Genomic DNA, 15,516 nt, shown 5'->3' with positions numbered 1-15,516 from the left:
ATGCGAAAAGAGGACTCTTGAGATGCGCATTATCCTATTGGGCGCCCCAGGTGCCGGTAAAGGTACCCAGGCCCAGTTCATTATGGAACAGTATGGTATCCCACAAATTTCCACTGGTGATATGTTACGTGCCGCGGTAAAAGCGGGTACTCCACTGGGTTTGGAAGCGAAAAAAGTGATGGATGCTGGTCAACTGGTTTCTGATGATCTGATCATCGGTCTGGTTAAAGAGCGTATCGCACAGGAAGACTGTGTTAAAGGTTTCTTGTTAGACGGTTTCCCACGTACCATCCCACAGGCGGATGCGATGGCGGCAAACGGTATTAGCATTGATCACGTGATTGAAATCGACGTGCCAGACGAAGAAATCGTTAAGCGCATGAGCGGTCGCCGTGTTCACCCAGGTTCTGGCCGTGTTTACCATGTGGTTTTCAATCCACCTAAGGTGGAAGGTAAAGACGACGTGACGGGCGAAGATTTAGCTATTCGTCCAGATGATGAAGAAAGCACTGTGCGTAAACGCCTCGCGATTTATCACGAGCAAACTAAGCCGCTGGTTGAATACTACGGTAAAGTGGCTGCCGCTGGCCAAACTCAATACAACAAGTTTGACGGTACTCAATCGGTTGCGGCCGTGAGTGAGCAGTTAGCTAGGGTGTTGAAATAACCGAATAAAGGTTAATTTACGAGAACAAGTTCTCATATTAAGAAAAAGCCTGCCGATGCAGGCTTTTTTTATGGGTATCGCAATGTTAGCCTCCAAGTGAACTTCATTAACCATGAGCCTAACGTTGAATCCTTCCCCTGCTTTTGGTGTGTTATTGGTTAACCTCGGCACGCCTGATCAACCTAGTCCTAAGGCCGTTAAACGCTTTTTAAGGCAGTTTTTAAGTGATCCGCGTGTCGTCGATTTATCGCCGTGGATTTGGCAACCGCTGCTGAACGGTATTATCCTCAACACCCGTCCGGCTAAAGTCGCGAAACTTTACCAAAGCGTGTGGACGCCAGAAGGTTCGCCCTTGATGGTGATAAGTGAGCGCCAAGCACAAAAACTGGCGGTGGACTTAAGTGCAACCTTTAACCAGACCATCCCGGTTGAACTGGGTATGAGTTACGGCAATCCCTCCATCGATGCGGGATTTGAACGCCTGAAAGACCAAGGGGCAGAGCGCATTATTGTGCTGCCTTTGTATCCCCAATATTCCTGCTCGACGGTGGCAAGTGTGTTCGATGCCGTTGCCCGTTATCTTAAAACTGTGCGTGACATGCCGCAGGTTCGCTTTAATAAAGACTATTTTGACCATAGCGCTTATATTGCTGCGCTGGCACACAGTGTGACGCGCCACTGGAACACCCATGGGCAGGCCGACAAGTTGCTCTTGTCATTTCACGGTATTCCACTGCGTTATGTGAAAGAGGGCGATCCTTACCGCGAGCAGTGTTTTGTCACGGCTAAACTGTTGGCGCAAAAACTTGAGCTGAGCGAGTCGCAATGGCAAGTGTGCTTCCAATCGCGCTTTGGCCGCGAAGAATGGTTAACGCCCTACGCCGATAAATTACTGGCCGAGTTACCTGCGCAAGGGATCAAAAGTGTCGATGTGATTTGCCCTGCGTTTGCGACCGATTGCCTCGAAACCTTAGAAGAAATCTCCATTGGCGCTAAGGAAACCTTTTTACATGCGGGTGGCAGCGACTATCGGTTTATCCCTTGTTTGAACGACGATGAGTTACACATTGAATTATTACGGCAATTAATCCAAGAACAAGCGGTATCTTGGGTATAGGAGCACTGGCTTCGAACTGATTTTGTGATAGAATCTGCGCCCTTCCGGCTAAGGGGGTGGTTTTTTTGTCTCGCTAGCCTAGACTCAATATTTTTAGGATGCTGCTTGGCTTGACCGCCTCGGCAGACGCCAATTAGCATGGATGCCAGGAAAAGAGAGCCACTATGAAGTTTCCCGGTCAGCGTAAATCTAAACATTATTTTCCGGTTAAAACCCGAGATCCGCTGCTTGAACAGCTGACTCAACAGCCTCAGCCGTTTGCGACCTATATCAGCGGTATTGATCAAACCTTAGTGGATATCGAAGCGAAAGTGGAAGACGAATTGCTGAGCCGTTATGGCTTGCCCAAAGGCAATTCTACCTTGATCAATGATGAACAGGCCCACAGACTCTACACTGAGTTAAAAATTCATGGTTTGATTAGCGATGAATTTGCTGGTGGCACTATTGGTAACACAGTGCACAACTATTCTATTCTGGCCGATGACCGTTCAGTGCTGTTTGGAGTAATGAGTCAAAATATCGAAGTGGGCAGTTACGCCTACCGCTATTTATGTAATACCTCTTCTAAAGTCGACCTTAACTTTCTACAACCTGTAGATGGTCCTATCGGTCGCTGTTTTACCCTGATTTCTGAGTGCGGCGAGCGAACATTTGCGATCAGCAAAGGCGCTATGGATAAACTCACACCTGAATTTATCGATAAAGACGTGGTGCAGGGCAGTTCAGCCTTAGTGTTGACCGCGTATTTGATGCGCGCCAGTGATGGCGACCGTATTACCGATGCGGCCATGTGCGCTATCGAATATGCAAAAGCCGCCGAAGTTCCCGTGGTATTAACCTTAGGCACGCGTTTCTTGATTGAAGAAGATCCACAATGGTGGCAAAACTTCATCAAAGAACATGTCACCATTTTGGCGATGAATGAAGACGAAGGTGAAGCCTTAACGGGTTCACGGGATCCTCTGCTTGCCAGTGAAAAAGCCTTGGAATGGTGCGACATGGTATTAACCACAGCGGGTCCAATCGGGCTTTATACTGCGGGTTATACCGAGGACTCAGAAAAACGCGAAACGACTCACACGCTGTTGCCGGGTGCTATCCCTGAATTTAATCGTTATGAATTCTCCCGTCCAAAGCTTAAAAGTGACTGTGAAACACCAATCAAAGTCTTTGCCCACATTTCACCTTACATGGGCGGCCCTGAAAAAATCGGTAACACTAATGGCGCTGGCGATGGCGCATTATCGGCGTTATTGCACGATCTGGCGGCCAATACTTTCCACAAGACTAACGTGCCAGGCTCAAGTAAACATAAGCGCGATGGCCTGTGTTATTCTTCGTTCTCTCAAGTGTGTAAGTATGCTAACCGCGTCGCCTATGAAGTCTTAGCTCAGCATAGCCCGCGTTTATCCCGCGGTTTACCTGAGCGCGAAGACAGCTTAGAAGAATCTTACTGGGAAAGATAAGTCGGTAGCTGTATTGGTATTAAGCTGACTGATTTACGTTAGGGCAATAACGGCAAACCGTTGTTGCCCTTATTTTTATGGCGTTTATCAATAATCAATTAACTAAGCATTAATTTTAACTACAGGCAGTTGCGAATAAATGTTAACGTTAGTCGGGTTCAGGTAGTCCAAATACAGCGATAATTTAAGGTGGAATTTTCGGTGAAAGCGCAAATCTTAAGAGAAATGAAGGTACTCACGGCCATAGAGCCAGAGTTCGAAGTGCAACGTCGTGTCGCGTTTATTAAAACCAAACTAAAAGAAGCACGCAGCAAGGCATTGGTATTAGGGATCAGCGGTGGGGTGGATTCTTCTACCGCTGGGCGTTTGTGTCAGTTAGCGGTGGACAGTTTAAATAAAGAAAATAGCCAAGGCGGTTATCAGTTTATCGCTGTGCGGTTACCTTATCAGATCCAAAAAGATGAGCATGAGGCGCAATTAGCCTGTCAGTTTATTCAGCCCTCTAAGTTGGTCACAGTGAATGTGCATCAAGGGGTTGATGGTGTGCACAGCGCTACCGTTGCTGCGTTAGCCGAAGCCGGATTGCCTTTGCCCGATGTGGCGAAGGTTGATTTTGTGAAGGGTAACGTCAAAGCCCGTATGCGGATGATAGCGCAATACGAACTCGCCGGACTCGTGGGCGGGCTTGTGGTGGGGACAGATCACAGTGCCGAAAATATCACAGGTTTTTATACCAAGTGGGGTGATGGTGCCTGCGATTTAGCGCCATTATTTGGTCTTAACAAACGCCAAGTTCGCCAACTCGCCGCGTATCTTGGCGCGCCAGAATCGTTAGTCTATAAAGCGCCGACCGCGGATTTAGAAGACAATAAACCGTTACTCGAAGATGAAGTCGTGCTTGGCCTAACCTATGCGCAAATCGATGATTTCCTTGAGGGTAAAGACGTCGGCAAGGCGGTTGAAGACAAGTTAATTGGTATTTATAAGGCGACGCAGCATAAACGTCAGCCTATTCCAACCATTTACGACTAACCCTGAATCGTCCTTGAATATGCACTCGTTTGAACTCTGTTCACGAGTGCTTTTTTATGCCTTTGTTATTTGGTGACTAATGCTGTGGTGACAGCCGTTACCACAATCATAATGGAATTATTCACTGTGTTGGGGCTCTGGCGTTGCTAAGTGTTGGCGTGTCAGGGCGATCAGTTGGTTTGGGTATTGGCGATAATCCAAATAGGGCGTAAGTAAAAAATGCTGTCCTAGCGAAGATGGCAGCTTAAGTACGGTTATGGATTTATTTTGGGCAGTTAAATGCTGCGCACCGGAATCGTTCACGGACATGGTGAGCCCTAAAGCATTTGCGGCCACTTGCCCCGCAATGAGATGAATCTTAGCGTTTGCCATCAGCTCTATAGCGCCTATGCAGATCATTTCATTTTGCTTGAGTAACACTTGGTCACGATAGCTGCGCCAGTCATCTCCAACCGTACTTATTTTGGCCATAATAGTGAAGATCTTACGCCAATGATTGCCATTGAGAGCTATAAGAGTCGCGACAGCGTCTGGCTGAGTGTAATGCCAGTTCTCAGGTACCAGCGGCGCGGTAGGAAGATAGTAGGCGAACCTAGCGTGTGGATTACCGATTATCATCGAGAGTGTATAAGTTTCGTTGGAATAAGACTATTTTCGATCCTAACCCGATTAAGGCCTATGCGGCTAATAAAATTGCGAGATGAGTAAATTGGGGTGACTAAATTGAAGTGACTAAATTGGAGTGATTAAATTGTACTGCTTAAGTGGTTTTTATCGCGGTAAAACGTTTGAAGGATGTTTTTATCTACCCGTATAATCTAGTTGCACATTTTATCTTCATGTAGGAACAGCGATGAAGGCTATCATCATAGGTTCGACAAAACACCTATTTTTAGCTGCAGTGTATGCAAGTACTGGCATAGTGGTGGCGTTACTCGCGACAGGGATCTATTTTCTTAATGCGCGCCCTGAGCTGTCACTTTGGCATACGGTCGAGCTAAAAAATGAGTTCCATTACAATACCAAACTTGCCAATTTTAATGAGTACTTAGCGCTAGAAGACCGCTTATTCGCCGAAGTTGAGCGTAAAGTTGTCAAAAAGATTCCCGCCAATGAATTTTCTCCAGTGAACCGCTATGTCAAAAATAGCTTATCTGATCCTGCCCATTGGCCACAAAACTGGAATCGCAGTTATGAATGGCCTGTGGCTAATGCCGAATTTGGAGTATTACTGCTCCACGGTATGTCGGATTCGCCCTATGCTCTATCCAATGTGGCAGTGCACTTTAAAGGTAAAGCCCATGTGCTCGGTTTAAGACTGCCAGGACATGGCACGATTCCAAGTGGATTGACTGAGCTTTATTGGCAAGATCTGGCCGCAGCGGTGAATTTAGCCACAGCGCATATGCGGCAAACTCTGAAAGATAAACCATTATTTGTGGTGGCTTTTTCGACGGGTGCCGCCGTCGCGCTGAACCATGAGTTAGAACGTATAAGCCATGATAAAGCCCCTGATTATGATGGAATGATTTTTATCTCTCCCGCGATAGGGCTAGCGCCATCTGCGGCGGCAGCACGCTGGCAGAGTTGGATAGGACGATTGTTGGAGCTGGATAAACTGCAATGGAACAGTATTCAAGTAGAGTACGATCCCTTTAAATACACCTCTTTTGCGGTTAATGCGGGCGATGTAGTTTATCAATTAGCCCTGCGTAACCAAGGTTTATTGGCAGGATTAACGCCGCAGCAACGGGCGCAAGTTCCGTCGATACTCACCTTTCAGTCGGTAGTGGATGCAACCGTTTCAACCGCGGCGGTGGTGAATAATCTGTATCAAACATTGCCAGAAAAAGGTCATGAGCTAGTGCTGTTTGATATGAACCGACTCGATGTGAATGCCAAGATGGTATCCAATGATCCGCTTGCGGGCTTGTTGGCGAACATTAATAATCCTGAGTTACATTATCGTGGCACTGTGGTGGAAAATATCAGTAATGAAACCACGCAGGTTCAGGCGCGATACTTTGGTTTAGATGAACTGGGTTTAGATGAACAGAATTTAGATACACAGGATATAGACGCACAGGGTAAAGTGCTCACTCAGGTCAGTGAAAACGTGCGGATATTAGATTTATATTGGCCTGCAGGCGTGTATTCTTTATCCCATGTTGCGCTACCTTTTGGCATAGATGATGGGCTTTATGGCGCCGTGATCCAGCCTGATTTACATAGGATCCAAATCGGAGCCTCAGCTTCGCGGGGAGAGCGCGGCTTGTATAGCGTGTCAGCGTCTGAAATGTTACGACAGAAATGGAATCCCTTTTTCCCGTATCTACTCGAGCGCATGGATGAGTACCGACTCGCCCATATGCACTCGCATTGAATGATGATTTAGTAAACGGGTGTCATTATGTCTGTTCTGCAGCTAAATCCTGTTTGAGTATGGACGTAATCAGTATCGAGCAATCATTATCGACGAAAATTGTGTCATTCAGAACATAAACTAAGCAGTTGTTCAAAGAGATGTAATGAAGCCCTTGCGCAGTTGCGAGGCAATTGCTACAGTTCTGGCTCGCTTAAGATAAACCCCATAAACAGTATCTTAAGTGATAAGTAATTGAGCAAAGCCGTAAAGATTATCGCTAAACTGTATTTAGCTAAGTCAGAACAGGTATGCAATATACTTAAAAATTCGGTATGTAGCGCAGCCCGGTAGCGCACTGTCATGGGGTGTCAGGGGTCGGAGGTTCGAATCCTCTCATACCGACCAAATTCATAAACAAAAAAGCCTGCAATCTTAATCAGTTGCGGGCTTTTTTGTGTCTATAATTTGGCTTTTTACTGCTTAGAGGTGGTGAAACTGTGGTGAAATGGGGGTGAAACGGGTTTCAGAATTACAGTGGTCAAGTGCGCTGGTTGCATTAGTTTTATTAATGGCTGAATTTAATTTCAGCGTGAGGTACTTCGGTCCATTGCAGGTGGTCCCGTACATAGATTTTGGTGGACTTAGCATCGGTGTGAGCCATTCGGCCTTGAGGATCAACACCCATATCAGAAAACAATCTGGCGGAAAGCGCACGGATCTCGTGGAAGGTAGGCCGCTGGCTCATTTCTAAATGATTGAATAACGCTAACTCATCCCTTAATGCCGAAAACGCTCTGCTGAGATAATTAGGATCGAGCTGATAGCGGTGATCAGTCGCTTCACTTTGCTTATTGTGTTTGTCTGGTCGGCGATGAACCACATAAGGGCAAAGCACTCCATCACGACTTTTATCAATAACGGCCTTTAATACCTCACCGATAGGGATTGCCACATGGCTGGCTTCTTGCTCTTCCACTTTTTGACGATGAATAAATAACGTGCCGTAAATGCCATCGACAGGTTCATCAAACCATAGGCAACCACATTGGCCTTCCTTAGGTTTTTTAATGCTGTATTTTATCCGCGATACTTCAAGGCGTGCTTGGGTTGATTGCAAAGCAAGATCCATCGCCGTTTGTAACCACAGTGGTGCCGCAGCATGGATTCGTTGATACACTTCAAAGCTTAGGCGTTGGCGTTCTTTACCTTTAGTTTTGCGCTTTTTCATCTTTCGAGAGGCCGGATTATCTAACATGATGGACTGGTCGATCGCGTAGCTAATCAGTTTCTCCAAAAATCCAAGTTTGCGGTTATGCACATTGGGGCTGGCATCAGGATGGTATTGGTTTAGAAAGCCGTTGATGTGCTCAAGGCTAATATCTTGGCTGCTAACCTCAGCAAAATAGGTTTTAACCCGTTCGGCATCGTTGCGCATAGTGCTGGCCAGTTGCTTACTTGGTGTTTCCTCTTTAAATATCAACTCTAAAAGGCGGTCCACATGGCTGGCAAAGGACAGTCCATCAGCTTGAGGTGAGGCGCATGAGGCTTCAATCAACTGATCCACAGTTAACCCAACGGTAGGTCGCATAATGCGGTTATACTCAACCGCAATTTGAATCGCCTGCACTTTATCTTTACCTAATGTTTTACGAACACCATTTACCAGCGTAAAGCGGTAAGTGCCCTTGGAGCTATCAAACATTAGATGCTGAGGCAGATTTTTATTATGCGACTTTTTTGGGCGTACCATGTTAATTACCTCGAGGCTGCAATTAAATCAGACACCGCGCTGCTCACGGCGGGCGCCACACCAAAGTGCTGGTCTTCGTATACATAGACCTTGTTATCTACAATGAGCCCGCGAATCACTCCACGTAAAATCCAACCTTTAATGGTGCGATTTTGAGGCGCGGAATTGGCAGCAAACTCACGTTCAGACCACTCACTGGCCCTCATTAGTTTGGAAGGTTTTTTATAGGACATTTTAGACTCCTAGTATTTCAAATCGAGCTATAACGGCTTGTTCTCAGCTTTCAGTTGACGATAAATCGAACTTTGGGCGCTGGTTGAAAATTACTGCTTCATGCCGCTTCCTTGTCCTTCGGGGCGAAGAACAGTGCGACGGGGCCATCTTCGGTGTCGTGAATACTCAGCAGGAATGAGCCGGCCTTGTCGCAAACGGGGTTCCAATCGCTGATATCGTTATCGCCCTCGTCAAAGTAGCGCTCGATGAGGTTTTCAGGTGCATTGAGTTCAAACCAAATCGCCACAAACTCGCCGCCCATGCTTCACACTCCACACGGGTCACACCTTCATCCCACTCGGGCAAATCTGGATGGGTCCAATAACCTTCTTCACGTTCTACAGTTGCTGCTTGTATCGACTTCATGCTGCTTCTCCTTGGCGCTGGGCTTGGTATGTTTGCCATGCGGGCAAATCAGTGTTTGATACTCGCCAATCAAGCTCGCCAGCCTTGTCATAGGCCACTGAGCCGCCATATTGAGCACCCTCAAAAGTAAATGTCGCAGTGCAATACAGTTGTGGATATGCACCGTTAAACGCCGTGAAGGTCAGCTCAGGGCGCAGTGATAACAGTTGTTGCTTAAAGGCTTCGGCCTTAGCATTGTGCAGCACAACGTCAGCTTGCTTTTGTGAATGGCACGCCGCGTTGCAATAAAACACCTCGCCGATGCAGATCACCGCTTCAATGTCCGTCGCATTGCCTTCATCGTCTTCGGCACTAATTAGGTTGCCGCACTGGTAACAGGTAAAACACCAACCATCGGCCAGTAACACTTGATAAGGCACGTTGCCTTGCTCAGCGTATTGGTCATATTCAGGGCAGCGAGTAACTGACATATCATCTTCAAAGGTCAGATTGAGTTCGCCCGCACCTATGCGGTGAGCGGCGGCAGCATGTTGATGAAACACAATGCATGCGGCGCCCTCGCAATGTTCTTGTACTTGAAACGCTTTTATCTTGGGTGTGCTCATGCTGCTTCTCCTTTTATCCTGAGTTTTGATTCTGCATTGAGTGCGAATACTTCGGCGTCGGTTTGGCCGAAGTCGCTGCACTCGATGGCGTTAAAAGACTTACAAATGCCCCAGTCGTGGTAATTGTTTGGGGTGTACTTCACTTCGATTTGTTGCTGATCGCACATCAAGGTGGAGTAGGGCTTAGATAGCGTGACCACGCCCGCTTTAGTGCTGAACGTATTCATGCCGCCTCCTTGTTTTGGCTGTCGCTTGTTTGGCTGACTGGTGGATGGCAGGGCAGTCGCATTGGGTGATATCGGTACGAATACACTATGGTGCGGCTAATGCCCTTGGCTAAGTTGGTTAAGCCGTTGCCCAATGCTTGCCAATACAGGCAATCTAGCGCGCCCAGTGCCAGCGCGATTTTGATGCTGTCGCCCGTTTTGGCCTTGAGTAACAGGCTTAACTTATGGCTGCGATAATGATTTAGCAGATGGCGAAACGCCGCTGATTGAGTCATTTAGGCCACCTTATTTGCTAGCAAAGGGGTTGTTAGCAAAGGGTTTGATTGCAGCTTGACCCAGTCGATGGCTTTAATGGCTTCTACCGTGGCGGCGATTTGCTCTAACTTCTTTTGCCCGCGCATAAAGTTCGACAGTTCAATCCCGTGGCGAGCCGCCGCGCGTTCAGCGGGTAGGGCGCTGGTGTAATGCAGCGTTAATGCGCCAATCGACCACTGAAACGAGTGAGCCGGACGAGCCAATGTTAGTGGGGTGGTTATGACGATAACAATGACAATAACAATTAGCACAACTGGGTTATGGACTTCACGCAGGAGGATTTATGGCTAATCGCGCCGCGGATGTATTGAAAGTAGGGCGCCGTTTACGGGGCATGACCCAAGACGAAGTGGCTGAGATTTACGGCATTAGCCGCAACACTTACCAACGTTGGGAAAATGGCCGTACTACTGCGCCCTATGACGATGTGACATCGATATGCATTGATGTGTTTAAGCTTTCGATTGAGAAGATAAATGAGGTGGCCAATGGGCTTTAGCGATGAACCCGAGCAGAGGATGAACATTAAGGCGTTGCGGTTAGGGTTGTATCGCTGGGGCCGTTATTGGGTGCACCAAGAATTGGGCAAGGGTTTTTCGAACCGCAGCGCCTGCGACCGTTTAGGCGAAGCCTTGGGCGGCGGCAACTTAAAGCACGAACTTAACGTGCCTGTCCACGTCGCCCATTTTGACCAGCTCGTTGAGCAGTTATCCATAAACTGCAAACGTGCCATTCGCGCCCATTATCTGTGCAAAGAGCAGTGGGCCTTAATGGGATTTGACAGCAAAAAGTCTTACATCTTCTGGCTAAGAAAAGCCGAAATGGCACTGCTAGATAGGATGAATTAGAAGGAACGCCCTCTTACGAGGGCTGGCGGGTTAGAGGTTGTCCACCAAGACTGCTAACCCGTTGACTGGATTTTATCAAAGGTTCGGACAGATACCTATGCAAACTCATTCGCGATTAAATGATGCACTGAGCTTAGGTGTGAGCTCTATATTGACCACAATGAAACTATGCTTTTACAAATGATTGTTTTGTGGATTTATCGTTTTGGTGCTCTTGTCGCAATACGCCTTTATGCATTTGCTTGGGTAAACGCCAGTTACCCCCAAGTGTTTTACGGGGCAACCCAAACACTCTGTAAGTTAAGTGTTAGTTGACCTAAATTAGTAACACTACTAGAGGCAATCGAGATTGCTTTATTACTTAGAATTTATAACTTATCTAATGGACTCGTTGTCCCTGCGTAATGTTGGCCAAGCACATGGGTATAGATTTGTGTTGTACTAACGTCATTATGGCCAAGTAGCTCCTGAACACTTCTGATATCACTGCCCGATTGAAGTAGATGGGTTGCAAAGCTATGTCGAAATGTATGACAGGTAACACGCTTAGTTATTTTGATATTACGTACCGCATTCCCGAGCGCTTTACGAATAACACTTTGATGGAGATGATGTCTGCAAAGTGTACCTGTATAAGGATGAATATAGGTTGTGGTTGAAGGGAAAATGAACATCCATCCGTGTTGCTTAAAGGCATTAGGATACTTACGCTCTAACGCATTGGGTAGGGAAGGACCGATCCCTTGTTGGTTGTCACGATGTTGAATCTCCATGGCCTTATTTATATATACTGTGAGTTTAATGGCACATTTACGGCTAAGGATTGTTTGTCTATCTTTATGACCTTTACCATCCCTAACCGTCAACGAAGCTTATTCAATATCAATATCTTAGATACCGTAACCTGAGGCATTCTGAAACTCTCAGTCCACTACCATAAAGTAGTTCTATTATTAGCCTATCGCGGCCATCAAGTTCATTTAGTATTAGTGAGATTTCTGATGGGGATAACACAGTAGGTAAATAACGCTGTTTTGTGGCATAGCAAAAACCTAAATTTCCAAGCTCATGATGTAAATGTTTTTGGTACAAATTGGCTAACGCGTTTAGTGCACTTTTTTGAGTGTTGATAGCCACATTCCGTTGATTGGCAAGGAAGGTTAAGAATTGCGTGACCTCCTCTGTTCCCATCGTTTCAGGATGACGCTTGTGGTGAAAGTTAATGAACGCCTTGATCCAATACAGGTAGAATTTTTCTGTTCTGATACTGTAACCACGCATGCGCATTTCTTCTTGAACACCGCTTAAAAAACGGCTTTTCATACTCATGATAGCAATTCTCTCAATACTGTTTATATGCGAGTATTATTTAAAAATCGCTTAGATCAAGGAATACCGTAAATATTTTTTGCGCATTTACACTTATGAATTTTTATATATTGTGTTAATTATCAATAAGTTATTTTTTAACGGTTCGAGTTAATAGGTTTGGGAGACGCGCATGCGCGTTTTTCTGGATGGAGTATTTGATTAAAAGCTGATAAGTTCTTTGCAATACAAATAGTTAACTGTTCGCGTTTTCACTGTTCTCATGAGGTAAACGCGCATGCGCACTAATAAAATGTTAGCCACTAAGATGCATACAAACAGAAAGCTCTTCGACTTAGCTACTAAGAACTCTCAACGACTAGCTGCTAATGGGCTTCTGTCATCGTTACCTAGCCAACTCAAGTCAGAGTTTGAGAAGGCCGAGGCAATCTATCATCCAGAGTTATCAGCGTTGTTCTCGCCGGTAATCCACAAGTCTATAGAACTACATAAGAACAGCCACCTGCTGATGGCTGGCTCAAATGTTTTGCTAACGGCCTTCAAAGAAAAGGCGTTAGAGAGCTTCTTCCGCTGGGCCTCAAGGCAACCCGAAGGTGAATATGTCTTGGTCTTGGATGGCGGCAATGGGGTTGCCTTTAATGACGCTGGGTCATGGGTCTCCAGACTTCCGGGCTACGTTTTCACCCGCTCGGCAGCCATTGATGCATTTAGGGTCATGTCATTACGCGGTATCGATCAGGCGGCCATTGCTTCAAAAAACGGGCATCATGCAGCTATCCTTGAAACTAGCAGCGGTTTCCTTCCAGATGAGCCGTCTGCTAGTGAAGTGATCTATGAAGTTACTTCGTGGTGAGGCGCGACTAACAATAGGTTCAAACCATTCGCTTCGCTCACTGGGACGGGCTAAAGCCCGCCCCTTAACCAAACGTTAGCTCCACACGGTTACATTAAGCATCTAGGAACATGGAAAAAACAATTCAACAAATGACCAAAGCAGCTGAAGTGAAAGAATCACACGCAGGTCATACTAAAATAATTAAAGAAGTCTACGAAGAACTTGAAGATATTTACTCAAAGTTAGATATTGAAGAGGGTGAAGGGATAAAGTATCGAATTCAAAGAAGCCAAATTAGAGTTATTCTTGATGCTTTAACTAAAATGGTTTCTTCTGTAATTACACTACTAGATTCAAAACTGTATGAAGGTGTAGATCCGCTTGCTAGAGTTGTAATGGAGCACGCGGTAAATGTAATGTATATAGCTGAAAGTAAAGAAAATGAGAGACCAAAGCAACTAATTAAGCATTATATTGAGACAACTATAGATAAATCTGAACACTGGCATAACTCTGCAAAAAGTAGAGGAGATACAGTAGCTAGTGACATATCTCTAAAAAAGTTAAACGTTCTTAAAGAGCTAAAAAAAGGTCATTCAGGACTATATGAACGCTCTGTTGGTAAATGGCCTAATCCATTTAGAAGATTTGAAGCTTTAGGCCTAGAAGATGAGTATGCGACCCTATACTCAATGAACTCTGACTCTATACACAGTCTTTCAGAAGATGTATATAACTTTTGTACTATAGAAAACTATCCTGATGAGTTGAAACCACATGTATTTAGAAACTTTAAGGCTTTGAATCTTTCTATGTCAGTGTACCTAGGGATGAAATCTGTGGCTTTCTATGCTTTAGCACTTGATAAAGTCATTACGTTATTAAAAGGTAAGTATGATGTTTTTCAAATACTAACAAAGCTAAATGAAGTTGCTTTAGAGCACGAAGGTGAAAATCTTGAAAGGTGGAGCTAACAAGCCGCTGTAATCGTTCGCTGACGCTCACTGGGCCAAAAATACGCAGGCTTCCAGTCGCTCCGCTCCTAATGTTAGCTTGCGTATTTTTGCCCCTAAGCGGGGCGTTAGCCACTTAGTCCGTGTGAAATTTGAGAAATGTCTAAATGTTAGAAATTGAATCAACTAGCAAATTTAAGTATCCAGATCACTTTCCACCAAAAGACTTTTGGATTCAGCCTGGAACAGTGAATGATGGACTGGCAGAGTTTACTGAATTGGTAGATGCACGTAGTGGTGAGAAAGCAATTGATGAATATCTACAAGAATATCGCGGTTTATTAGCTAAATTTATGAACTTTACTCAGTTTGGTCACCATGGGACATGGGTAATTCCTCAACAACAAGTGCGTCCGCCTTTAACAAGTGAACAACGCGGGCTTAAACCCGACTATATAGTTGGTGGAAAGGGATCTGATGGATATAAATGGTTTGTCGTTGAATTAAAAGGAGCGGACCAAAATATCTTTACTGAAAGAAATGGCAATGTTGTTTTCAGCAATGCAGTTAACGATGGTATTTGCCAACTATTAAATTATGTGGATTATTGCTCATCAGCACAAAGCTATCTACGAGATACTTTGCGTTTGAATGATTTCCGGGAGCCTGAAGGGTGTCTTATAGTCGGGCGCGAAAGTGAACTATTAGAAGACCCTAGAAAACAAAGTCTTAAGGCGGCTTGGAATAGATTGAGTGGTGGTCGCTTGCAAATCAGAACGTATGATGCATTTATTCGTTCAACAGGAAGCTCATGGTCAGTAGAAAAAAATGGCTAACAAGCAGCAGCAACGGACTGTCAAACCTGTCACTCAAATTGCTGCGCAATTACGTGCCAGCTTTGCCAGCCGATGTGCTGGGCGTTATAAGGCACTGAACTCCTGATGCATTTATCGCGTATTTATATTTTTCTAATGTGCTTAATAGTGGCTTTTCCATCAGGGGCAGATCAATCAGAGTCTATAGAAATAGCTAAAGAATACTTGATGGATGTTAAAGGCTGGAAGTGTGGCGAGTTTATCGTTCATATTGATCACTATGAACTCATGGAGCCATCTAATGAATATGTTTCCATTCGTGCTACTCATAAAGATGACTTGCTAAATAGCACTCCTGGTGGAGGTAAGTCGGTACAACTTAGAGTTAGCATTGATAAACAAAAAGTAATAAGAGAACTTGGTTACCAATGATTGTGGATAAGCCTTATAACAAGTCTCTAAATTAAGATTCACCAAGGCTGTCATGCCATTTGCTGAGCAAATCGCCCGCCAGCACTTGGTTCACTTATTAGCAAGGCGTTATACATAA

The 15,516-nt window shown here is 45.3% G+C and carries 18 protein-coding genes, 1 tRNA gene and 2 pseudogenes; 12 read left to right on the top strand and 9 right to left on the bottom strand.

Going from position 1 to position 15,516, the window contains the following annotated elements; all coding sequences use genetic code 11:
• Nucleotides 1–22: 22 nt before the first annotated feature.
• The 4 genes from adk (at nt 23) to nadE (ending at nt 4,285) form a co-directional block, all read left to right on the top strand.
• Complete coding sequence (gene adk, locus KO531_RS15630) at nt 23–667, top strand: adenylate kinase (protein ID WP_028759655.1); 645 nt, start codon at nt 23–25, stop codon at nt 665–667.
• A 112-nt stretch (nt 668–779) separates the two neighbouring features.
• Nucleotides 780–1,784: a ferrochelatase gene (gene hemH / locus KO531_RS15625; protein WP_219251637.1), complete on the top strand. Its 1,005-nt coding sequence runs from the start codon at nt 780–782 to the stop codon at nt 1,782–1,784.
• 164 nt (nt 1,785–1,948) lie between these two features.
• Complete coding sequence (locus tag KO531_RS15620; RefSeq protein WP_028759658.1) at nt 1,949–3,253, top strand: inosine/guanosine kinase; 1,305 nt, start codon at nt 1,949–1,951, stop codon at nt 3,251–3,253.
• A gap of 201 nt (nt 3,254–3,454) precedes the next feature.
• The gene (gene nadE, locus KO531_RS15615; RefSeq protein ID WP_219251636.1) at nt 3,455–4,285 is read left to right on the top strand and encodes an ammonia-dependent NAD(+) synthetase; all 831 of its coding nucleotides are present in this window, start codon (nt 3,455–3,457) and stop codon (nt 4,283–4,285) included.
• A 117-nt stretch (nt 4,286–4,402) separates the two neighbouring features.
• Here the strand turns inward: nadE and KO531_RS15610 are convergent, their stop codons facing one another.
• Entirely contained in the window at nt 4,403–4,903 is a 501-nt protein-coding gene (locus KO531_RS15610) for a hypothetical protein (protein WP_219251635.1), read from the bottom strand.
• A 235-nt stretch (nt 4,904–5,138) separates the two neighbouring features.
• Between KO531_RS15610 and KO531_RS15605 the strand changes: the two genes are divergently transcribed.
• On the top strand, nt 5,139–6,668 hold the full coding sequence (locus tag KO531_RS15605) for an alpha/beta fold hydrolase (protein WP_219251634.1): 1,530 nt from the start codon (nt 5,139–5,141) through the stop codon (nt 6,666–6,668).
• Nucleotides 6,669–6,978: 310 nt separating this feature from the next.
• Nucleotides 6,979–7,055: transfer RNA gene (locus KO531_RS15600), tRNA-Pro, on the top strand.
• A 160-nt stretch (nt 7,056–7,215) separates the two neighbouring features.
• On the opposite strand, the gene KO531_RS15595 is transcribed toward KO531_RS15600, so the two are convergent.
• The 7 genes and pseudogenes from KO531_RS15595 to KO531_RS15565 form a co-directional block, all read right to left on the bottom strand.
• The gene (locus tag KO531_RS15595) at nt 7,216–8,400 is read right to left on the bottom strand and encodes a recombinase (RefSeq protein WP_219251633.1); all 1,185 of its coding nucleotides are present in this window, start codon (nt 8,398–8,400) and stop codon (nt 7,216–7,218) included.
• A 5-nt stretch (nt 8,401–8,405) separates the two neighbouring features.
• A complete protein-coding gene (locus tag KO531_RS15590; RefSeq protein WP_219251632.1) occupies nt 8,406–8,633 on the bottom strand; it encodes a hypothetical protein in 228 nt (75 codons plus the stop codon).
• Nucleotides 8,634–8,731: 98 nt separating this feature from the next.
• Nucleotides 8,732–9,039, bottom strand: a pseudogene (locus KO531_RS15585) (hypothetical protein).
• Nucleotides 9,036–9,644 carry a hypothetical protein gene (locus KO531_RS15580; RefSeq protein WP_219251631.1) on the bottom strand — a complete coding sequence of 203 codons (609 nt, stop codon included), beginning with the start codon at nt 9,642–9,644 and terminating at the stop codon, nt 9,036–9,038. Before KO531_RS15580 ends, KO531_RS15585 begins: the two are co-directional and overlap by 4 nt.
• A complete protein-coding gene (locus tag KO531_RS15575) occupies nt 9,641–9,871 on the bottom strand; it encodes a hypothetical protein (RefSeq protein WP_219251630.1) in 231 nt (76 codons plus the stop codon). Before KO531_RS15575 ends, KO531_RS15580 begins: the two co-directional genes overlap by 4 nt.
• The gene (locus KO531_RS15570; protein WP_219251629.1) at nt 9,868–10,146 is read right to left on the bottom strand and encodes a hypothetical protein; all 279 of its coding nucleotides are present in this window, start codon (nt 10,144–10,146) and stop codon (nt 9,868–9,870) included. Before KO531_RS15570 ends, KO531_RS15575 begins: the two co-directional genes overlap by 4 nt.
• Nucleotides 10,147–10,407 carry a hypothetical protein gene (locus KO531_RS15565; protein ID WP_346345251.1) on the bottom strand — a complete coding sequence of 87 codons (261 nt, stop codon included), beginning with the start codon at nt 10,405–10,407 and terminating at the stop codon, nt 10,147–10,149.
• A 62-nt stretch (nt 10,408–10,469) separates the two neighbouring features.
• Between KO531_RS15565 and KO531_RS15560 the strand changes: the two genes are divergently transcribed.
• Nucleotides 10,470–10,685 carry a helix-turn-helix transcriptional regulator gene (locus tag KO531_RS15560; protein ID WP_012197023.1) on the top strand — a complete coding sequence of 72 codons (216 nt, stop codon included), beginning with the start codon at nt 10,470–10,472 and terminating at the stop codon, nt 10,683–10,685.
• Nucleotides 10,675–11,034, top strand: a complete 360-nt coding sequence (locus KO531_RS15555) for a hypothetical protein (protein WP_219251628.1) — start codon at nt 10,675–10,677, stop codon at nt 11,032–11,034. The genes KO531_RS15560 and KO531_RS15555 overlap by 11 nt, the downstream gene beginning before the upstream one ends.
• Before the next feature lie 368 nt (nt 11,035–11,402).
• On the opposite strand, the pseudogene KO531_RS22565 reads toward KO531_RS15555, so the two are convergent.
• Nucleotides 11,403–12,363: pseudogene (locus KO531_RS22565) on the bottom strand (integron integrase).
• A gap of 277 nt (nt 12,364–12,640) precedes the next feature.
• On the opposite strand from KO531_RS22565, the gene KO531_RS15545 reads away from it, so the two are divergent.
• The 4 genes from KO531_RS15545 (at nt 12,641) to KO531_RS15530 (ending at nt 15,398) form a co-directional block, all read left to right on the top strand.
• Nucleotides 12,641–13,216 carry a hypothetical protein gene (locus KO531_RS15545; protein ID WP_219251627.1) on the top strand — a complete coding sequence of 192 codons (576 nt, stop codon included), beginning with the start codon at nt 12,641–12,643 and terminating at the stop codon, nt 13,214–13,216.
• A gap of 110 nt (nt 13,217–13,326) precedes the next feature.
• Nucleotides 13,327–14,172: a DUF5677 domain-containing protein gene (locus KO531_RS15540; RefSeq protein WP_219251626.1), complete on the top strand. Its 846-nt coding sequence runs from the start codon at nt 13,327–13,329 to the stop codon at nt 14,170–14,172.
• Nucleotides 14,173–14,318: 146 nt separating this feature from the next.
• Nucleotides 14,319–14,987, top strand: coding sequence for a Shedu anti-phage system protein SduA domain-containing protein (locus tag KO531_RS15535; protein ID WP_219251625.1), 669 nt, complete (start codon nt 14,319–14,321; stop codon nt 14,985–14,987).
• Between the two features lie 147 nt (nt 14,988–15,134).
• A complete protein-coding gene (locus KO531_RS15530; RefSeq protein ID WP_219251624.1) occupies nt 15,135–15,398 on the top strand; it encodes a hypothetical protein in 264 nt (87 codons plus the stop codon).
• Nucleotides 15,399–15,516 lie beyond the last annotated feature (118 nt).

The organism is Shewanella sp. NKUCC06_TVS, assembly GCF_019345515.1.
Taxonomy (GTDB): domain Bacteria; phylum Pseudomonadota; class Gammaproteobacteria; order Enterobacterales; family Shewanellaceae; genus Shewanella; species Shewanella oncorhynchi.
This window is presented reverse-complemented; position numbering and strand designations above follow the sequence as displayed.